Source organism: Gemmatimonadales bacterium (assembly GCA_036279355.1).
Classification (GTDB): domain Bacteria; phylum Gemmatimonadota; class Gemmatimonadetes; order Gemmatimonadales; family GWC2-71-9; genus DASQPE01.
The window spans coordinates 211,359-226,029 of sequence record DASUJH010000060.1; the positions used below are offsets into that span (position 1 = coordinate 211,359).

General features: G+C 72.1%; 12 protein-coding genes and 1 tRNA gene. All 13 read left to right on the top strand.

Annotation, left to right across the window (positions count from 1 at the left end; translation table 11 throughout):
- Positions 1-4: 4 nt before the first annotated feature.
- The 13 genes from VFW66_15455 to ftsA all read left to right on the top strand — a co-directional run bounded on the left by VFW66_15455 (position 5) and on the right by ftsA (position 14,664).
- Positions 5-79, top strand: a tRNA-Asp gene (locus tag VFW66_15455).
- 78 nt (positions 80-157) lie between these two features.
- Complete coding sequence (gene rsmH / locus VFW66_15460; protein HEX5388096.1) at positions 158-1,081, top strand: 16S rRNA (cytosine(1402)-N(4))-methyltransferase RsmH; 924 nt, start codon at positions 158-160, stop codon at positions 1,079-1,081.
- Positions 1,071-1,379, top strand: coding sequence for a hypothetical protein (locus VFW66_15465; GenBank protein ID HEX5388097.1), 309 nt, complete (start codon positions 1,071-1,073; stop codon positions 1,377-1,379). The genes rsmH and VFW66_15465 overlap by 11 nt, the downstream gene beginning before the upstream one ends.
- The gene (locus VFW66_15470) at positions 1,379-3,388 is read left to right on the top strand and encodes a penicillin-binding transpeptidase domain-containing protein (protein HEX5388098.1); all 2,010 of its coding nucleotides are present in this window, start codon (positions 1,379-1,381) and stop codon (positions 3,386-3,388) included. Before VFW66_15465 ends, VFW66_15470 begins: the two co-directional genes overlap by 1 nt.
- Entirely contained in the window at positions 3,385-4,902 is a 1,518-nt protein-coding gene (locus tag VFW66_15475; GenBank protein HEX5388099.1) for a UDP-N-acetylmuramoyl-L-alanyl-D-glutamate--2,6-diaminopimelate ligase, read from the top strand. The genes VFW66_15470 and VFW66_15475 overlap by 4 nt, the downstream gene beginning before the upstream one ends.
- Positions 4,892-6,307 carry a UDP-N-acetylmuramoyl-tripeptide--D-alanyl-D-alanine ligase gene (gene murF / locus VFW66_15480; GenBank protein ID HEX5388100.1) on the top strand — a complete coding sequence of 472 codons (1,416 nt, stop codon included), beginning with the start codon at positions 4,892-4,894 and terminating at the stop codon, positions 6,305-6,307. The genes VFW66_15475 and murF overlap by 11 nt, the downstream gene beginning before the upstream one ends.
- A 16-nt stretch (positions 6,308-6,323) precedes the next feature.
- Positions 6,324-7,451, top strand: coding sequence for a phospho-N-acetylmuramoyl-pentapeptide-transferase (gene mraY, locus VFW66_15485; GenBank protein HEX5388101.1), 1,128 nt, complete (start codon positions 6,324-6,326; stop codon positions 7,449-7,451).
- A 1-nt stretch (position 7,452) separates the two neighbouring features.
- The gene (gene murD / locus VFW66_15490; protein HEX5388102.1) at positions 7,453-8,847 is read left to right on the top strand and encodes a UDP-N-acetylmuramoyl-L-alanine--D-glutamate ligase; all 1,395 of its coding nucleotides are present in this window, start codon (positions 7,453-7,455) and stop codon (positions 8,845-8,847) included.
- Entirely contained in the window at positions 8,847-10,112 is a 1,266-nt protein-coding gene (locus tag VFW66_15495; protein ID HEX5388103.1) for a putative peptidoglycan glycosyltransferase FtsW, read from the top strand. The genes murD and VFW66_15495 overlap by 1 nt, the downstream gene beginning before the upstream one ends.
- 37 nt (positions 10,113-10,149) lie before the next feature.
- Entirely contained in the window at positions 10,150-11,247 is a 1,098-nt protein-coding gene (locus VFW66_15500; GenBank protein HEX5388104.1) for a UDP-N-acetylglucosamine--N-acetylmuramyl-(pentapeptide) pyrophosphoryl-undecaprenol N-acetylglucosamine transferase, read from the top strand.
- Positions 11,248-11,282: 35 nt separating this feature from the next.
- Complete coding sequence (murC, locus tag VFW66_15505) at positions 11,283-12,704, top strand: UDP-N-acetylmuramate--L-alanine ligase (protein HEX5388105.1); 1,422 nt, start codon at positions 11,283-11,285, stop codon at positions 12,702-12,704.
- Complete coding sequence (locus VFW66_15510) at positions 12,686-13,402, top strand: FtsQ-type POTRA domain-containing protein (protein ID HEX5388106.1); 717 nt, start codon at positions 12,686-12,688, stop codon at positions 13,400-13,402. Before murC ends, VFW66_15510 begins: the two co-directional genes overlap by 19 nt.
- Positions 13,399-14,664 (top strand): cell division protein FtsA, encoded by a 1,266-nt coding sequence (ftsA, locus tag VFW66_15515; protein HEX5388107.1) that lies wholly within the window; start codon positions 13,399-13,401, stop codon positions 14,662-14,664. Before VFW66_15510 ends, ftsA begins: the two co-directional genes overlap by 4 nt.
- The last annotated feature ends 7 nt before the right edge of the window (positions 14,665-14,671 follow it).

The window sequence follows — 14,671 nt, forward strand, 5'->3', positions numbered from 1 at the left end:
CGAGGGGGCTGTAGCTCAGCTTGGTTAGAGTGCCGCACTGTCACTGCGGAGGTCGCGGGTTCGAGCCCCGTCAGCCCCGCTCGCACTGTCTGACCCGACACCCCGTCCCCCACGGACGGGGTGTCGTCGTTCGGGGGACCGAGCCCGTCTCGCGCCGATGACGTCCTCGCCGGGGCCCGCGTATCATCGACCCGTTCTCCTGGCGCCGCTCCTGGCGGCGCTCGGCCCGGTCAGCCGCGCCGTCGACGCCACGCTCGGCGACGGCGGCCACGCGGAGGCGTTGCGCGCTGCCGGGGCGGAGGTGCTCGGCATCGACCGCGATCCCGATGCGATCAGGATCGCGCACACCCGGCTCGGCGAGGATCGCATCAGTTATCTCGAGGCCGACTACGCCGCGCCCGAGGCGCTCGACGCGGTGGCGCGGTTTCGCCCGGACGCGGTGCTGCTCGATCTGGGAGTCTCGTCGCGCCAGCTCGACGACGAAGCGAGGGGGTTCAGTTTCCGGCCCGGCGCGCCGCTCGACATGCGGATGGCTGGCGCGGGGCCGACGGCGGCGGAGCTGCTCAATACCGCCGACGAGCGCGCGCTCAGGCAATACATCGCGGAGTACGCGGACGAGCCTCGCGCGCGCCGACTCGCCGCGGAAATCACGCGGCGCCGCGCCCGCCGTCCGTTCGAGACCAGCGACGATCTGGTGAACGCGATCCGGGCCGTCCTCGGGCCGCGCGCCGGGCCGGCGGAGTTCGCGCGGATCTTCCAGGCGGTGCGGATCGCGGTGAACGAAGAGCTCGCGAGCCTCACGCGCGCCTTGCCGGCCTTTCGCGACGCATTGGGGCCGGGCGGGCGGCTCGCGGTCATCAGCTACCATTCCGGTGAGGATCGACTGGTCAAGCATGCATTCCAGGAGTGGAGCCGGGCCTGCGTCTGTCCACCGGCCCAACCGGTGTGCACCTGCCGCGGGCGGCCGCTGGGCCGCACCGCGCCGCGGAAGCCGATCGTGCCCGATGCGGACGAGCTTGCCGTGAACCCCCGCGCCCGGAGCGCCAGGCTCCGGCTCTTCCAGGTTGCCGATGGAGCTTAAGGGACGCCACTGGCTGGTGTTCTGGCTGACGCTCTTCCTCTGTACCGCGGGCGTGGTGGTCGCGCGGCAGACCGCGGCGTGGGGTACGGCGCGCCGAGTGCGCGAGCTGCGCGAGCAGCGCGTGGCGCTCGAAGCGCGGCGGGCCGATCTCCAGCGGCGCATCCGTGAGGCATCGGGACGCGAGGTGCTGGTGCCGCGCGCCGAGCACGACCTCGGGCTCCACCTCCCGGCCGACAACGAATTCATCCTGCTCACGGTGCCCGCGGTCGCGACCGGCGCCGCGCGCGACTCGCGCTGATGGCCAGGCCCGCCGCGCGGATCGCCGCGCTCGAGTTCTGCTTCCTGCTGGGCATCGGCGCGGTGATCGCGCGCGCCGCGCAGTTGCAGATCGTGCAGGGAGCGCGCTGGTCGCGCGAGGCGTCGGCGCAGCGGACCGAGCACGCGGTGCTGCCGGCGCGCCGCGGCACTCTCTTCGATCGCAACGGCGTGCCGCTCGCCGTCACGCAGGAGTTCTACCACGTCGGCATCGCGCCGAATGAAGTGACCGACCGCCGCGGCACCGTGCGCGCGGTCGCCGCACAGCTCAAACTGCCCACGGCGTCGGTGGAGCGGGACCTCGGCGGCTCGCGGCACTGGATCTACTACGGGGGCCCGTTCACCGCGAGCCAGGTGCAACCGCTCCACGACGTTCGCGGCGTGCACCTCGACGGCGAATTCCTGCGATTCTACCCGGCACGCGATCTCGCCCGGCCGGTGATCGGCACGCTCGCGGCCGAAACCGGCGCCGGCGGGTCCGGCCTCGAGCTGGCGCTCGACTCGCTGCTCACCGGCGTGCCGGGCGAGGCGGTGCTGCTCAAGGATCGCGCGGGGCGCCGCTACGACTCGCCGTCGCGGCGGGTCCGCGAGCCGCGCGCGGGCGACGACGTGTATCTCACGCTCGATGCGTCACTGCAGGAGATCGCCGAGCGGAGCCTCGAGTCGGCGCTCGCGAGCCTCAAGGCGGACGGCGGTGACATCGTGTTCCTCGATCCGACGACGGGCGAGGTGCTGGCGATCGCGTCGCGCCAGACCGCCGGGGGGCCGGGCGCCGGGGAGCGGGCGTCGAGCATCACGGACCCGTTCGAGCCCGGGTCCACGGCCAAGCTGTTCACGGCCGCGGCGCTGCTCACGTACCACCGGGTCGATAGCACCGACACGGTGGCCGGCGAGAACGGCGTGTGGCGGATGCCGGTCAATAGCCGCGGGCGCGTGCGCATCATCACCGACGCCCACCGCAACCCGGGCCGGCTCACGCTGGCGCAGGCGATCCAGGTATCGAGCAACATCGCGATGAGCAAGTTTGCCCAGCGGCTTTCGCCGGAGGAGCAGTTCGGCGTGCTGCGTGACTTCGGCTTCGGGAGCCCCACCGGGATCGAGTTCCCCTCCGAGTCGCGCGGCCGGCTGGAGCGGCCGGACGAGTGGCAACCGCTCTACACGCGGGCGAGCGTCGCGATGGGCTACGAGTTCGGGGTGACGCCGGTGCAGCTCGCGGCGGCCTATGGCGCGATCGCGAACGACGGCGTGCTGCTCACGCCCACGCTGGTGCGCGAGGTGCGCGATGCCGACGGCTCGCTGCTGTACCGGCACGACCCCGAGCCGGTGCGGCACGCGGTGCGGCCCGAGGTGGCGGCGCGGCTCCGGCGCTTCCTCGCCGGCGTCGTCGGCGAGGGCGGGACCGGCGAGCGGGCGCAACTTGCCAACTACGCGCTGCTCGGCAAGACCGGCACGGCGGTGCGGTTTTCCGGCGGGCGCTACGTGCACGGCGAGTACACCGCGTCGTTCGCGGCGCTTTTTCCGGCGGACCATCCGCAGCTCGTCGTGATCGTGAAGATCGACAATCCGAAGGGCGCATACTACGGCGGTCAGACCGCGGCGCCGCTCACCAAGAGCATGCTGCAGCAGGCGCTGGCGTCGCGGCGCATCGCGATCGATCGAAGCCGGCTGGCCGAGGCCGACTCGGCGAGCCCGGCTGGCGCGCAAGCCCGAGCCGCCGGCGCCGCGGATGCCGATGCCGAACCCGCCGCGGCGCCGAGCGCGCCGGCGGCAGTCGTCGAATGGCCCATCCGCGGGGGGGACTCGGCGCCGCGACCGCTTCCGGTGCCGGACGTGGCGGGGAGCGACGTGCGCGATGCGGCGCTCGCGCTGCATCGTCGCGGGTTCCGGGTTGATCTGCGCGGCGTGGGCCGGGTGTCGCGCACGTCGCCGGCGGCGGGCCAGCCAATGCTCCCGGGCACCACGGTGATCGTCTGGGCGGGAGCGGCGCCGTGAGTCTCGGCTGGAGCGAGCTGCTCGACGTTCTCCGGCGGGACGACCTCTTGATTTCGAGCACCGGCGCGCCCGGCCCGCTCACGGCACTCACGGACGACAGCCGGACCGCGTCGCCGGGGGCGGCGTATGTGGCCGTGCGCGGCACGCGGACGGATGGCCACCGCTTCGTCGGAGACGCGCTGCGGCGCGGTGCGACGGCGCTCGTGGTCGAGCTGCCGCCCGATGCGCGCGACGATCGGGCGGCCGGTGCGGCCGGCAACGGACCGGCGAATACGCCGGCCTGCGCCGTGGTGCGCGACGGCCGCCGAGCCGCGCTCGCGTTGGGCCGTGCCTGGTACCAGGATCCCGCGCGCCGGCTCCGGCTCGTGGGCGTTACCGGCACCAACGGCAAGACGACCACGGTGTCGCTGGTGCGCCACCTGCTGAATGCGCGCGGCACCGCGGGGAGCATCGGCACCATCGGGGCGCTCGACGGAGCGGGTGCAAGCGTCGATTCCACCGCGGGCACGCTGACGACCCCGGGGCCCATCGACCTGCAGGCGACGCTCGCCGCGCTGGCGGCGCGCGGCGTCACCGACGTCGCGATGGAGGCGTCGTCCCACAGCCTCGATCAGGGCCGCCTCGACGGCCTCACGTTTGCCGCCGGCATCTTCACCAACGTCACCCGCGATCACCTCGACTATCACGGCACGATGGAGGCGTACCTCGCCGCCAAGCTCAAGCTCTCGACCCTGCTCGGCACGACGGGCGCCGAAGTCGTGAACGCGGACGACGGCGCCTGGGCGGCGATGCGCGTGCGGGAGCCGCGGGTCACGTTTGGCCTTGCGCCCGCGGCCCAGGTGCGCGCGACCGCGCTCGATCTCGACGCCTCCGGCAGCCGCTTCACGCTCTCCGGGCGCTTTGGCGACGTCGCCGTGACGCTGCCACTGCTCGGCGACTTCAACGTGGTGAACGCGCTCGGCGCGGCGGCGTGCGCGCTCACGCTTGGCCTCTCGGCGGCGGAGGTCGCGGGGCGGCTGGGCGCGGCGCCCCAGGTGCCGGGGCGGATGGAGCGGATCAGCGCGCGCCCCTGCGTCGTGCTTCGCGACTACGCGCACACGCCGGACGCCCTCGAGCGCGCGCTCCGGGCACTCCGGCCGCTCACCCGCGGGCGGCTCATCGTGCTCTTCGGCTGCGGCGGCGACCGCGACCGCGGCAAGCGGCCGATCATGGGCCGGCTCGCGGCCGAGCTGGCCGATCTTGCGGTGGTGACGTCGGACAACCCGCGCACCGAGGATCCGGACGCGATCATCGACGAGATCGAGCGCGGGATGGGCGGCGCGCGGCATCTCAGGGCCACCGATCGCTACGCGGCGATAACGGCCGCGCTCGACGCGGCGCGCGCGGGTGATACGATCCTGCTCGCCGGCAAGGGGCACGAGACGTATCAGGTCGTGGGGACGGATAAGTTGCCGTTCGACGAGCGGGACATCGTGGCGCGCGCGGTGGGAGAGTCGGACGGCCGTGGCAGGTGACGCGACGGCCGCGCCCAACGCGGCGCGCGGCACCACCTGGACCGAGGCCGAGGTGCGGCGGGCGCTCGCCGCTCCCGTGCCTGCTTCGACGAGCGAGAGCGCGGCAAAGGCCGCTGCCGCCGGCCTAGTCTTCAGCGGCATCTCGACCGACACGCGCCGTCTGGCCCCGGGCGCGCTCTTCGTCGCACTCGCCGGCGAGCGGTTCGACGCGCACGGCTTTCTCGCGGCCGCCGCCTCGGCCGGCGCCATCGGCGCGGTGGTTCGCCGAGGCACTGCGCCGGTCGCGGGGCTTCGGCTCTTCGCGGTGGACGACACGCTGCGTGCATACGGCGCACTGGCGCACGCGCGCAGGGCGCGGCTCACCGGCCCGGTCGTCGCCGTCACCGGCAGCAACGGCAAGACGAGCACGAAGGAGATGCTCGCGGCCGTGCTCGCGACCCGCTACCGCACGTATGCAACGCGGGCCAATCTCAACAATCTCGTCGGCGTGCCAGCCACAATCCTCGAAGGGCCGCCGGACGTCGAGGCGATGGTGGTCGAGGCGGGCGCCAATCTGCCGGGTGAGATCGCGCGCTACCGTGACATCATCGATCCCGCCATTACCGTCATCACCAACGCGACGGCCGGGCACCTGGAAGGTTTCGGTTCGCTCGCCGGCGTGCTGGCCGAGAAGCTCGCGCTCGCGCGCGGCGTGGCGCTCGCCGTGGTGGGGCGGGAGCCGCCCGCGCTCGCAGCGGGCGCGCGCGAGCTTGCAAGGCGCGTGGTGACGGCGGGACTCGCGGACGCGGACCGGGTTCCGACGAGGGTCGCGATCGATTCGCTCGGCCGCGCGACGGTCGAGGTCGATGGCCGCCGGTTCACGCTGCCCTACCCGGGCCGCCACCTGGCGGAAAACGCGATGCTCGCGTGGACCGTCGCGCGCGAGCTCGGGCTCGACCTCGACGCGGCCGCAGGCGCGCTCGGCAGGTTCACAGTGCCTGCCGGCAGGAGCGAGCTTCGTCAGGAGGGCGCCCTCACGATCCTCGACGACTCCTATAACGCGAACCCCGCGTCGTTCCGTGCGGCCATCGCCACGGCCGCCGATCTTCGCGGGGGGCGCCGGCTCGTGTTCGTCGCGGGGACGATGCGCGAGCTGGGCCCCGACGCCGCGCGACTCCACGCCGAAGTGGCGCAGGCGCTCGTGGCGCTCGAGCCCGACCTGCTCGGCGCCGTCGGTGAGTTCGTGCCCGCGCTCGCGCCGCACGCCGCACAGCTCGGCGCGAGGCTGGTGACGGCGCCCGATGCCGAAACGATCGCCCCGCTCGTCGCGGAGCGGCTCCGGGGTGACGAGGTCGTCGTGCTCAAGGCATCCCGCGGCGTTGCGCTCGAACGTATACTTCCCGCTCTCGTGGCCCGCGCGCACTGATCTCCGCCGAGGACTGATGTTCTATCATCTGCTCGCGCCGCTGGGCAAGACCTGGATCATCTTCAATCTCTTCAACTACATCTCGTTCCGGGCCGCAGGTGCGACGGTTACGGCGCTCCTGGTGTCGTTTCTCTGCGGGCCGGCGATCATCGACCGGCTGCGGGCCCGGAAGATCGGCCAGGTCGTGCGGGCCGATGGGCCGGCAAGCCATCAGGGCAAGCGGGGCACGCCGACGATGGGCGGGCTCATCATCCTGCTCGCCACCATCGTGCCCACGCTCCTCTGGGCTCCGCTCACCAACCGCTTCGTCGTGGTCGCGATGCTGTCGACGCTCTGGATGGGGTGCATCGGGTTCGTCGACGACTACCTCAAGATCGTGCAGGGCAAGTCGCGGGGACTGGTGGCCAAGTACAAGTTGGTCGGCCAGTGCACCTTCGGGATTCTGCTCGGCCTCTTTCTGTACTTCGAGCCCGTGGTGCCGACCGACACCATCCCTGCCACGGCGACCACGCTCCCGTTCTTCAAGTATCTGGTCGTCAACTTCGCGCCCTGGCTGTACGTCGTCTTCGTCACCGTGGTCATCACCGGCACCAGCAACGCCGTCAACCTCACCGACGGACTCGACGGACTCGCCACGGGGCTCGCGGGGATCGCCGCGTTCGCCTTTGCCGTCTTCGCCTACATCTTCGGGCGGGTGGACGTCACGACGTACCTCAACGTGTTCTATCTGCCGGGCGCGGGCGAGCTCACGGTCTTCTGTGCGGCGCTCACCGGCGGTGCGATCGGCTTCCTCTGGTTCAACGCGCATCCGGCGCAGGTGTTCATGGGCGACACCGGCAGCCTCGCCATCGGCGGCGCGCTCGGCACGGTGGCGATCCTGCTCAAGGCGGAGTTCCTGCTGCTCCTGATCGGGGGCGTGTTCGTGGCGGAGGCGTGCTCGGTGCTGGTGCAGACGGGCACCTACAGGTGGTTCAAGCGCACGCGCGGGCGGGAGTACGCCGACGCGCATCGCGTCTTTCGCATGGCGCCGCTGCACCATCACTTCGAGAAGCTGGGTTGGGCGGAGACGACGGTGGTGACGCGGTTCTACATCCTCGGGCTCCTTTGCGCGCTGGTCGCCCTCTCCACGCTCAAGGTGCGCTGACATGGCGCATGCCGTGCCCGACGCGAGCCTGATTGCGCGCTGGCGGTCGAGCGGGCGGCTCGTATCGGTGGTAGGGCTCGGACGGAGCGGTGTCGCGGCGACGTTGCTGCTCCGCGCGCGGGGGCTTCCGGTGTACGCGTCGGACGTGGGGGAAGATGATGGACTCGAGCGGCAGGCCCGGGTGCTGCGCGACGCAGGCGCGACGGTCGAGCTGGGCCGCCACAACCTGATCACGATCGCCGAGTCGTGCGCGGTGGTGGTGTCGCCCGGCGTGCCCCCCGATGCGCCGCCGCTCGAGGCCGCGCGCCGTGTGGGGCTCGAGATCGTGGCGGAAGTGGACCTGGGCTTCGCCGAGCTCCGGGGCACGCGCTGCATCGGGATCACGGGAACCAACGGCAAGACGACGACGACGGCACTCATCGCGCATCTGCTCTGCGCCGCCGGGTTCGCGGCCGAGGCAGCGGGGAACATCGGGCGCCCGCTCTCGGACGTGGTGCTCCGCGCCGAATCGGGGGAGCGGCCCGCACTCGCGTGGCTCGCGCTCGAGTTGTCCTCGTTCCAATTGCACGACGCGCCGCACCTCCGGCCCGCGGTGGGCGTGCTGACGAATCTGTCGCCCAACCATCTGGACCGATACACGGCGCTGGAGGCGTACTACGCGGACAAGGCGCTGCTCTTTGCGCACGCGGATGCCGGGTCGGTGTGGGTCACCAACGCGGACGACGCCGCGGTGCGCGCGATGGTGGCAAACGTGCCCGGCACCCACCTGCGCTTCTCGACGCTGGCACGCGCGGACGGCTGGTACGACCGTGACGGCCGCCGCCTCATGCTCGGCGACGTTCCACTCCTCGCGCGCGATGCGCTCCCGCTCCTTGGCGACCACAACGTCGCCAACGCGCTCGCCGCCGCGCTCGCGGTGCGGCAGGCGGGCGGCGCAATCGATCGGATTGCGCATGGCCTCACGACCTTTCGCGCCATTCCCCATCGGGTCGAGCCGGTGCGCGAGGTGGGCGGCGTGCTCTGGATCAACGACTCCAAGTCGACCAACGTGACCGCGACCGAGGTGGCCCTGGCCGCCGTGGACCGGCCGTTCGTCCTTCTGCTGGGCGGGCGGCACAAGGGCGCGCCATACACGCCGCTCGTGCCGCTGCTCGAGCGGCGGTGCCGGGCCGTGGTGGCCTACGGCGAGGCGGAGCCGCTCGTCGCGCGGGACCTCGCGGGCGCCGTGCCGCTCGAGCGCGGCGGCCGCGACTTCGGCGCCGTGCTCGCCGCGGCGCGGCGGCTCGCCCGTCCGGGTGACGCGGTGCTGCTCTCGCCCGCCTGCTCGAGCTACGACATGTTCACCAACTACGAGGAGCGCGGCGACCGGTTCCGCGCCGCCGTGGAGGCGATGTGATGGGCCGAGCCGTGCGCCATCCGGGCGAGCTCAGGTGGGAGACGCGGCTCCTCGGCGTGATCACGCTCGTGCTGCTGGTCTTTGGCGTCGCCGCCACCTACGGTGCGTCGAGCCTCGTCACGCTGCGCGGCGAGACGGTGGGTGCCACCTTCGCGCTCCGGCAGCTCGGAGGTGCGGTGGTGGGTGGCGTGCTGCTCCTCTGGCTCTCCCGCACCGACTACTGGCGCTGGCGCGACTGGGCGTGGCCGCTGCTCTTCGTCACGATCGTCTTCCTGCTGCTGCCGCTCCTGCCGTTCACCCGCGCCATCGCGCCGACGGTGAACGGCGCGCGCCGATGGGTGAACTTCGGCCCCGCCAACTTCCAGCCGTCGGAGCTGGCGCGGCTCGCCGTCGTGATCTGGTGCGCGATGCTCGCGTCCAAGAAGGGCGCGCAGATTCGCGAGTTCAAACGCGGGGTGCTGCCGTTCATCCTGGTGCTCGGCTTCGTCGCGCTTCTCATCGTGCTCGAGCCCAACCTCTCCATGGCGACGCTGGTGGCGTTTCTCGGCGGACTCGTGCTTTTCAGCGCGGGTGCCAAGATCGGTCACTTCGTAATCCTCGGCGCCGTCGGCATGATCGCGGTGTTCCACCAGATCACCGATGCGCAGTACCGGTTCGCCCGACTGCACACGTTCCTCAACCCGGGCGAGGGCGCGCTCGCCGGCGGATTCCAGATCCATCAATCGCTCATCGGCATCGGGTCGGGGCAATGGCTCGGCCTGGGCTTCGGCGAAGGGCACCAGAAGCTGGGCTACCTGCCGTACGCATACTCGGACTTTCTATTCAGCACGATCGGCGAGGAGTGGGGATTCATCGGCGTGCTCTTCATTGTGCTGCTCTTCGCGCTCTTCGTCTGGCTCGGGCTTCGCATCGCGCGAACGGCATCGGATCCGTTCGGGCAGTACCTCGCGGTCGGCCTCACCTGTACGATCGGGCTCACGGCGTTCATGCACATGGCCGTCTCGCTCGGGATGATGCCGACCACGGGACTCACCTTGCCGTTCATGTCGTACGGCCGCTCGAGCGAGGTGATCTCGCTCGCCGGCACCGGGATCCTGATCAACATCGGCCGGCTCCGAGGAAAGACCGAGCGGCGCACCGGCGAGCGGCGAAGCGAGGCGCGGACGACGGCCGAGCGGCGCCAGGGCGAGCGCCGGGGAAGGGGAGCAGCCGGCCGGCCGTCGGGTCGCACGGTCACGAGCGCGCACGCCGCGCGGAGCGACTGACCGCCTGAGCGCGAGGCAATCGTCGCGTCGAATCCTGATCGCCGGCGGCGGCACCGGCGGCCACCTCATGCCGGCGCTCGCGATCGCGGCATCCTTGCGGGAGCTCGATCGCGACATCGAACCGGTCCTCGTGGGTGCCCGGCGCGGTGTCGAGGCGGGCATCCTCCGGAGCCGGGACTTCCGCTACCATCTGCTGCCGTCGGAGCCGATCTACCGCCGCACCTGGTGGAAGAACGCGCGCTGGCCGTTCGTGGCGGCGCGACTCGTGCGCCGGCTCGGCGCGCTGTTTCGCGAGGAGCAGCCCGCGGTCGTGCTCGGCACCGGGGGATACGCGAGCGGACCGGTGGTGTGGTGGGCGGCGCGACGAGGCGTGCCCAGCGCGGTGCAGGAGCAGAACGCGTTCCCGGGCATCGCCACGCGCTGGCTCGCCGGGCGGGTGGACGAGATCTACCTGGGCCTGCCGGAAGCGCGGGGGCATCTCACGCCCGGCGAGCGCACCGTCGTGCTCGACACGGGCAATCCCATCACGCCGCCGACGCCGGAGCGGCGTGCCGCCGCGCGCACGCGTTTCGGGCTCGACGCAGCAGCGACGCGGCCGGTCGTGCTCGTGACCGGCGGGAGCCAGGGTGCGCTCGCCATCAACCAGGCGGTGGCCGGGTGGCTCGATGCGGGGCTTGCGGCGGGTGCGAGCGTGCTCTGGGTGACCGGGGAACGTACGTACGCGCAGTTTGCCCGCTACCACCGGCCGCCCACGGTACAGGTGATCGACTTCCTCGATCCGATGGCCGACGGCTACGCGGTCGCCGACCTCGTGGTCTCCCGCGCCGGCATGATCACGGTGGCCGAGCTGTGCGCCTGGGGGCTGCCGAGCATCCTGGTTCCGCTCCCCACGGCGGCGGCGGATCATCAGACCGTGAACGCGCGGGTGCTCGCGGATGCGCGCGCGGCGGTGCTGCTTTCGCAGGGGGACCTGACCCCGGAGCGGCTGGGTGGCGAAGTGGGCCGCCTGCTGGAGGTTCCGGCGCGGCGCTACGCAATGGCTGAAGCGGCACGGGCGCGCGGCCGGCCCTTCGCCTCGCGCGACATTGCGCGGCGGCTGTTGGCGCTGGCAGGGGTGTCGCGGCCGGCCTTTTAGAATCCGAGGCGGCTTCTTACATTGGCTCATCCACCATGGCACTGTTCAATCCCGAGGATCGACGGCCGGTCCACTTTGTTGGCATCGGCGGCGCCGGGATGAGCGCGTTGGCGCTGATCGCGTGCCACCGCGGGATCACGGTAACCGGGTGCGACGCCGATCCGGCCGGCGCGAATGACCTCGCTGCGCTCGGCGTCCCGGTGGAGCAGGGGCACTCGGCCGCGCACGTCGATGGCGCGCGCGCCGTGGTACACACCGCGGCGGTGCCGAGCGATCATCCGGAGCTCGCGCGCGCGCGGGCGCTCGGGGTGCCGGTGGTGCCGCGAAAGGTGGCGCTGGCCGAGCTGGTGGCGGGTGCCCGCACGCTTGCGGTGAGCGGTACCCACGGCAAGACCACCACGACGGTAATGGCGACGGAGGTGCTCGCCGCGCTGGGGCAGGAGCCCACCGGCATCGCGGGCGGGAGGGTGGCGGCGTGGGGCGGCAACGCGCGGCTTGCGGGCAAACCCGCCGGCAGCCGCGGGCCGGCGGTCGATCCGCTCTTCGTGGTCGAGGCGGACGAGTACGATCGGGCGTTTCTGGCGCTCGAACCCACGGTCGCCATCGTGAACAACGTCGAGCCGGATCATCTCGAGTGCTACGGGAGCGTGGCCGCCCTCGAGGATGCGTTCACCGAATTCGCCGGGCGCGCGGAGGCGGCGTTCCTGGGCGCCGATGACGCGGGAGCGCGGAAAGTGGGAGCCCGGCTCGCCGGCAGCGTGAACACGCGCGCTGTGAGCTTTGGTCTCGCGCCGGATGCCGGCATCCGCATCTACGACGTGCGGCAGAATGCCGAGGGTACGGCAGCCACCGTGCGCATGCCCGACCGCGCGCCGCTTGCGCTCCAGCTCACGGTGCCGGGCCTGCACAATCTCAGAAACGCGGTGGGTGCGCTCGCAGCGGCGCTGCATATGGCACCCGGGGCCGAGCCGGAGCCCGCGCTCGATGCGCTGCGCGGATTTCGCGGCGTGGGCCGCCGGTTCGAGCGGCTGGGCGAGTTCGGCGGCGTGGCGTTGGTGGACGACTACGCCCACCACCCCTCGGAGCTGGCCGCGACGCTCGCCGCGGCGCGACAGGCCTTTCCGGGGCGTCGGCTCGTCGCCGTGTTCCAGCCGCACCTCTACTCGCGCACCGCGCAGCACGGCGCCGCAATGGGCGAGGCGTTGGCCCGGGCCGATGTCGTCATCGTGACCGAGATCTACGCGGCCCGCGAGCAGCCCATCGCCGGGGTGAGCGGACGGGACGTGGCCCGCGCCGCAGCCAAGGCGGGCGCGGCAGTGGAGTTCGCAGCCGATCGCGACACGCTCGGGCGCGTGGTTCGCGATGCGCTCCGCCCGGGCGACGTGGTGCTCATTCTCGGCGCCGGCGACATCACGCGGGTCGGGCCCGAGCTGGTGCGGTGGTTGCAAGCCGCCTGACGGTGGTGGCCGGGCTCGCGGGTGCATTGGCACTCGGCCTGCTCGTGTGGTTCGGTGGGCCCGTGGTGCTCAGGCGGTTCGATTTCTTTCGCGTTCGGCGCATCGAAGTAAACGGCGCGCGCTATCTCGCGCCGGAAGCGGTCGCGGCGGCGCTCCGGCTCGGGCCGCGGGCCACGGTCTTCGACGATCGCGACGTCCTGGCGCGCAGAGTATTCTCGGTTCCGGGCGTGGAGCGCGCCGATGTCGGGCGCCGGCTGCCGGGCACGCTGGTGGTGACCGTTGTCGAGCGGGAACCGGTGGCGCTCACGCCGCGCGGCGCCAAGGGGCTCGCCGCCCTGGATGCGCGGGGCAGGCTGCTCCCCTATGATCCCGCGTTCGCGGCGCCCGATCTCCCCGTCGTCGTGCGCGCCGATTCGGTGGTGGCCGGCGTGCTCGACGTGGTGCGCGACGCGGACCCGGCGCTCTTTGCGCGAATTTCGACAGCCTCCGACATACGGGGCGACGTGCTGCTCGATCTCGGAGGACGGCGGCTCTGGCTCAGGGGTAACGCAACGGCGGAGGACATACGGGCGGTGACGGCAGTCGTACAGGATCTGGCCCGGCGCAACCGCGGCTATCAGGAGCTGGACGGACGCTTCTCCGGCCAGGTCATCGTGCGCTCGATGAGCTCGGGGACGACCGCGGGAGCCGGCGCGTGAGCGGACGGACGAGCGCGCAACCTCAGCGCCTCGTCGCCGGGCTCGATCTCGGCTCGACCAAAGTCGTGGGCATCGTCGCCGAAGTCGTGGGCGACGGGCGTGAGGCCGGGGCCAAGATCCTGGGGCTCGGCGTCGAGCGCACCAACGGGGTGCGCCGCGGCGTGGTGCGCGACGTCGAGGAGACGAGCCGCGCCATCGAGAAGGCGATGCGCGACGCCCAGCGCATGGCGGGCGTCGAGGTCGGCACCGTCTACTGCGGCATCGCCGGCGAGCACGTGGCCGGGCGCAGCTCGCGCGGCATGGTGTCGGTCACCGGCGACGAGATCCGCACCGGCGACGTCGCCCGGGTGAACGACATGGCGAGCAACACCTCCTTCGCCAGAGATCATGAGCTGCTGCACGCCATTCCGCAGGAGTACCTGATCGACCAGCAGGGCGGTATCGACGAGCCGATCGGGATGACCGGCTCGCGGCTCGAGGCCGAGGTCTATCTGGTCACCGTCCTCGCGAGCGTCATGCAGAACCTGCGAAAGTGCGTCGAGCGCGCGGGCTACCAGGTCGGGGAGTTCGTCCTCGAGCCGCTCGCGGCCTCGCTCGCCGTGCTCACGCCGGATGAAGTCGAGCTGGGCTGCGCGCTGGTCGAGCTGGGCGGCGGCTCGACCAACGTGTCGATCTTCCAGAGCGGCAAGATCCGGCACACCGCGTCGCTCCTCTGCGCCGGCGGGCATGTGACGGGCGACATCATCCACGGGCTCCAGGTGACGCAACAGGACGCGGAGCGGCTTCGGGAGCGGTTCGGCGCGGCCTACGAGCCGCTCGTGACCGAGGGCGAGATGCTCCAGTTGCCCACGACGCCGGCCCAGGGCACCCGCTCGGCGGACCGCCGGGTGCTCGGCCACATCATGCATATGCGGTTTCAGGAAATCCTGGAGTACGCGCTCGACGAAATGACGCGCGCAGGCTATCATCAGCGTCTTCCCGCCGGAGTTATCTTGACCGGGGGCGGCGCGGTCACCCCCGGGATCGTGGAGCTGGCGCGGGAGGTCTTCGCGATGCCAGCCCGGTGCGGGGTGCCCGGCCAGCGGCTCCGGGGCCTCGCCGACAGCGTCGAGTCGCCCCGCATGGCCGTGCCGGCCGGGCTCGTGCTCTACGGGGCGCGGCAGGTGGCGCTTGGGAGCGGGTTCTCCTCGGGCGCGCAGCGCTCGCCAGCAGTCGAGAAATGGTTGGCTCCGGTGAAACGGTGGCTCCAGGACTTCTTCTGAGTCGGAC

Bases quoted from the DNA above. Each gene is read 5' to 3' on its own strand.
- rsmH (HEX5388096.1), top strand. From the start codon at position 158: ATGACGTCCTCGCCGGGGCCCGCGTATCATCGACCCGTTCTCCTGGCG.
- murC (HEX5388105.1), top strand. From the start codon at position 11,283: ATGGCACTGTTCAATCCCGAGGATCGACGGCCGGTCCACTTTGTTGGC.
- murD (HEX5388102.1), top strand. From the start codon at position 7,453: ATGGCGCATGCCGTGCCCGACGCGAGCCTGATTGCGCGCTGGCGGTCG.
- VFW66_15470 (HEX5388098.1), top strand. From the start codon at position 1,379: ATGGCCAGGCCCGCCGCGCGGATCGCCGCGCTCGAGTTCTGCTTCCTG.
- VFW66_15495 (HEX5388103.1), top strand. From the start codon at position 8,847: ATGGGCCGAGCCGTGCGCCATCCGGGCGAGCTCAGGTGGGAGACGCGG.
- VFW66_15465 (HEX5388097.1), top strand. From the start codon at position 1,071: ATGGAGCTTAAGGGACGCCACTGGCTGGTGTTCTGGCTGACGCTCTTC.
- mraY (HEX5388101.1), top strand. From the start codon at position 6,324: ATGTTCTATCATCTGCTCGCGCCGCTGGGCAAGACCTGGATCATCTTC.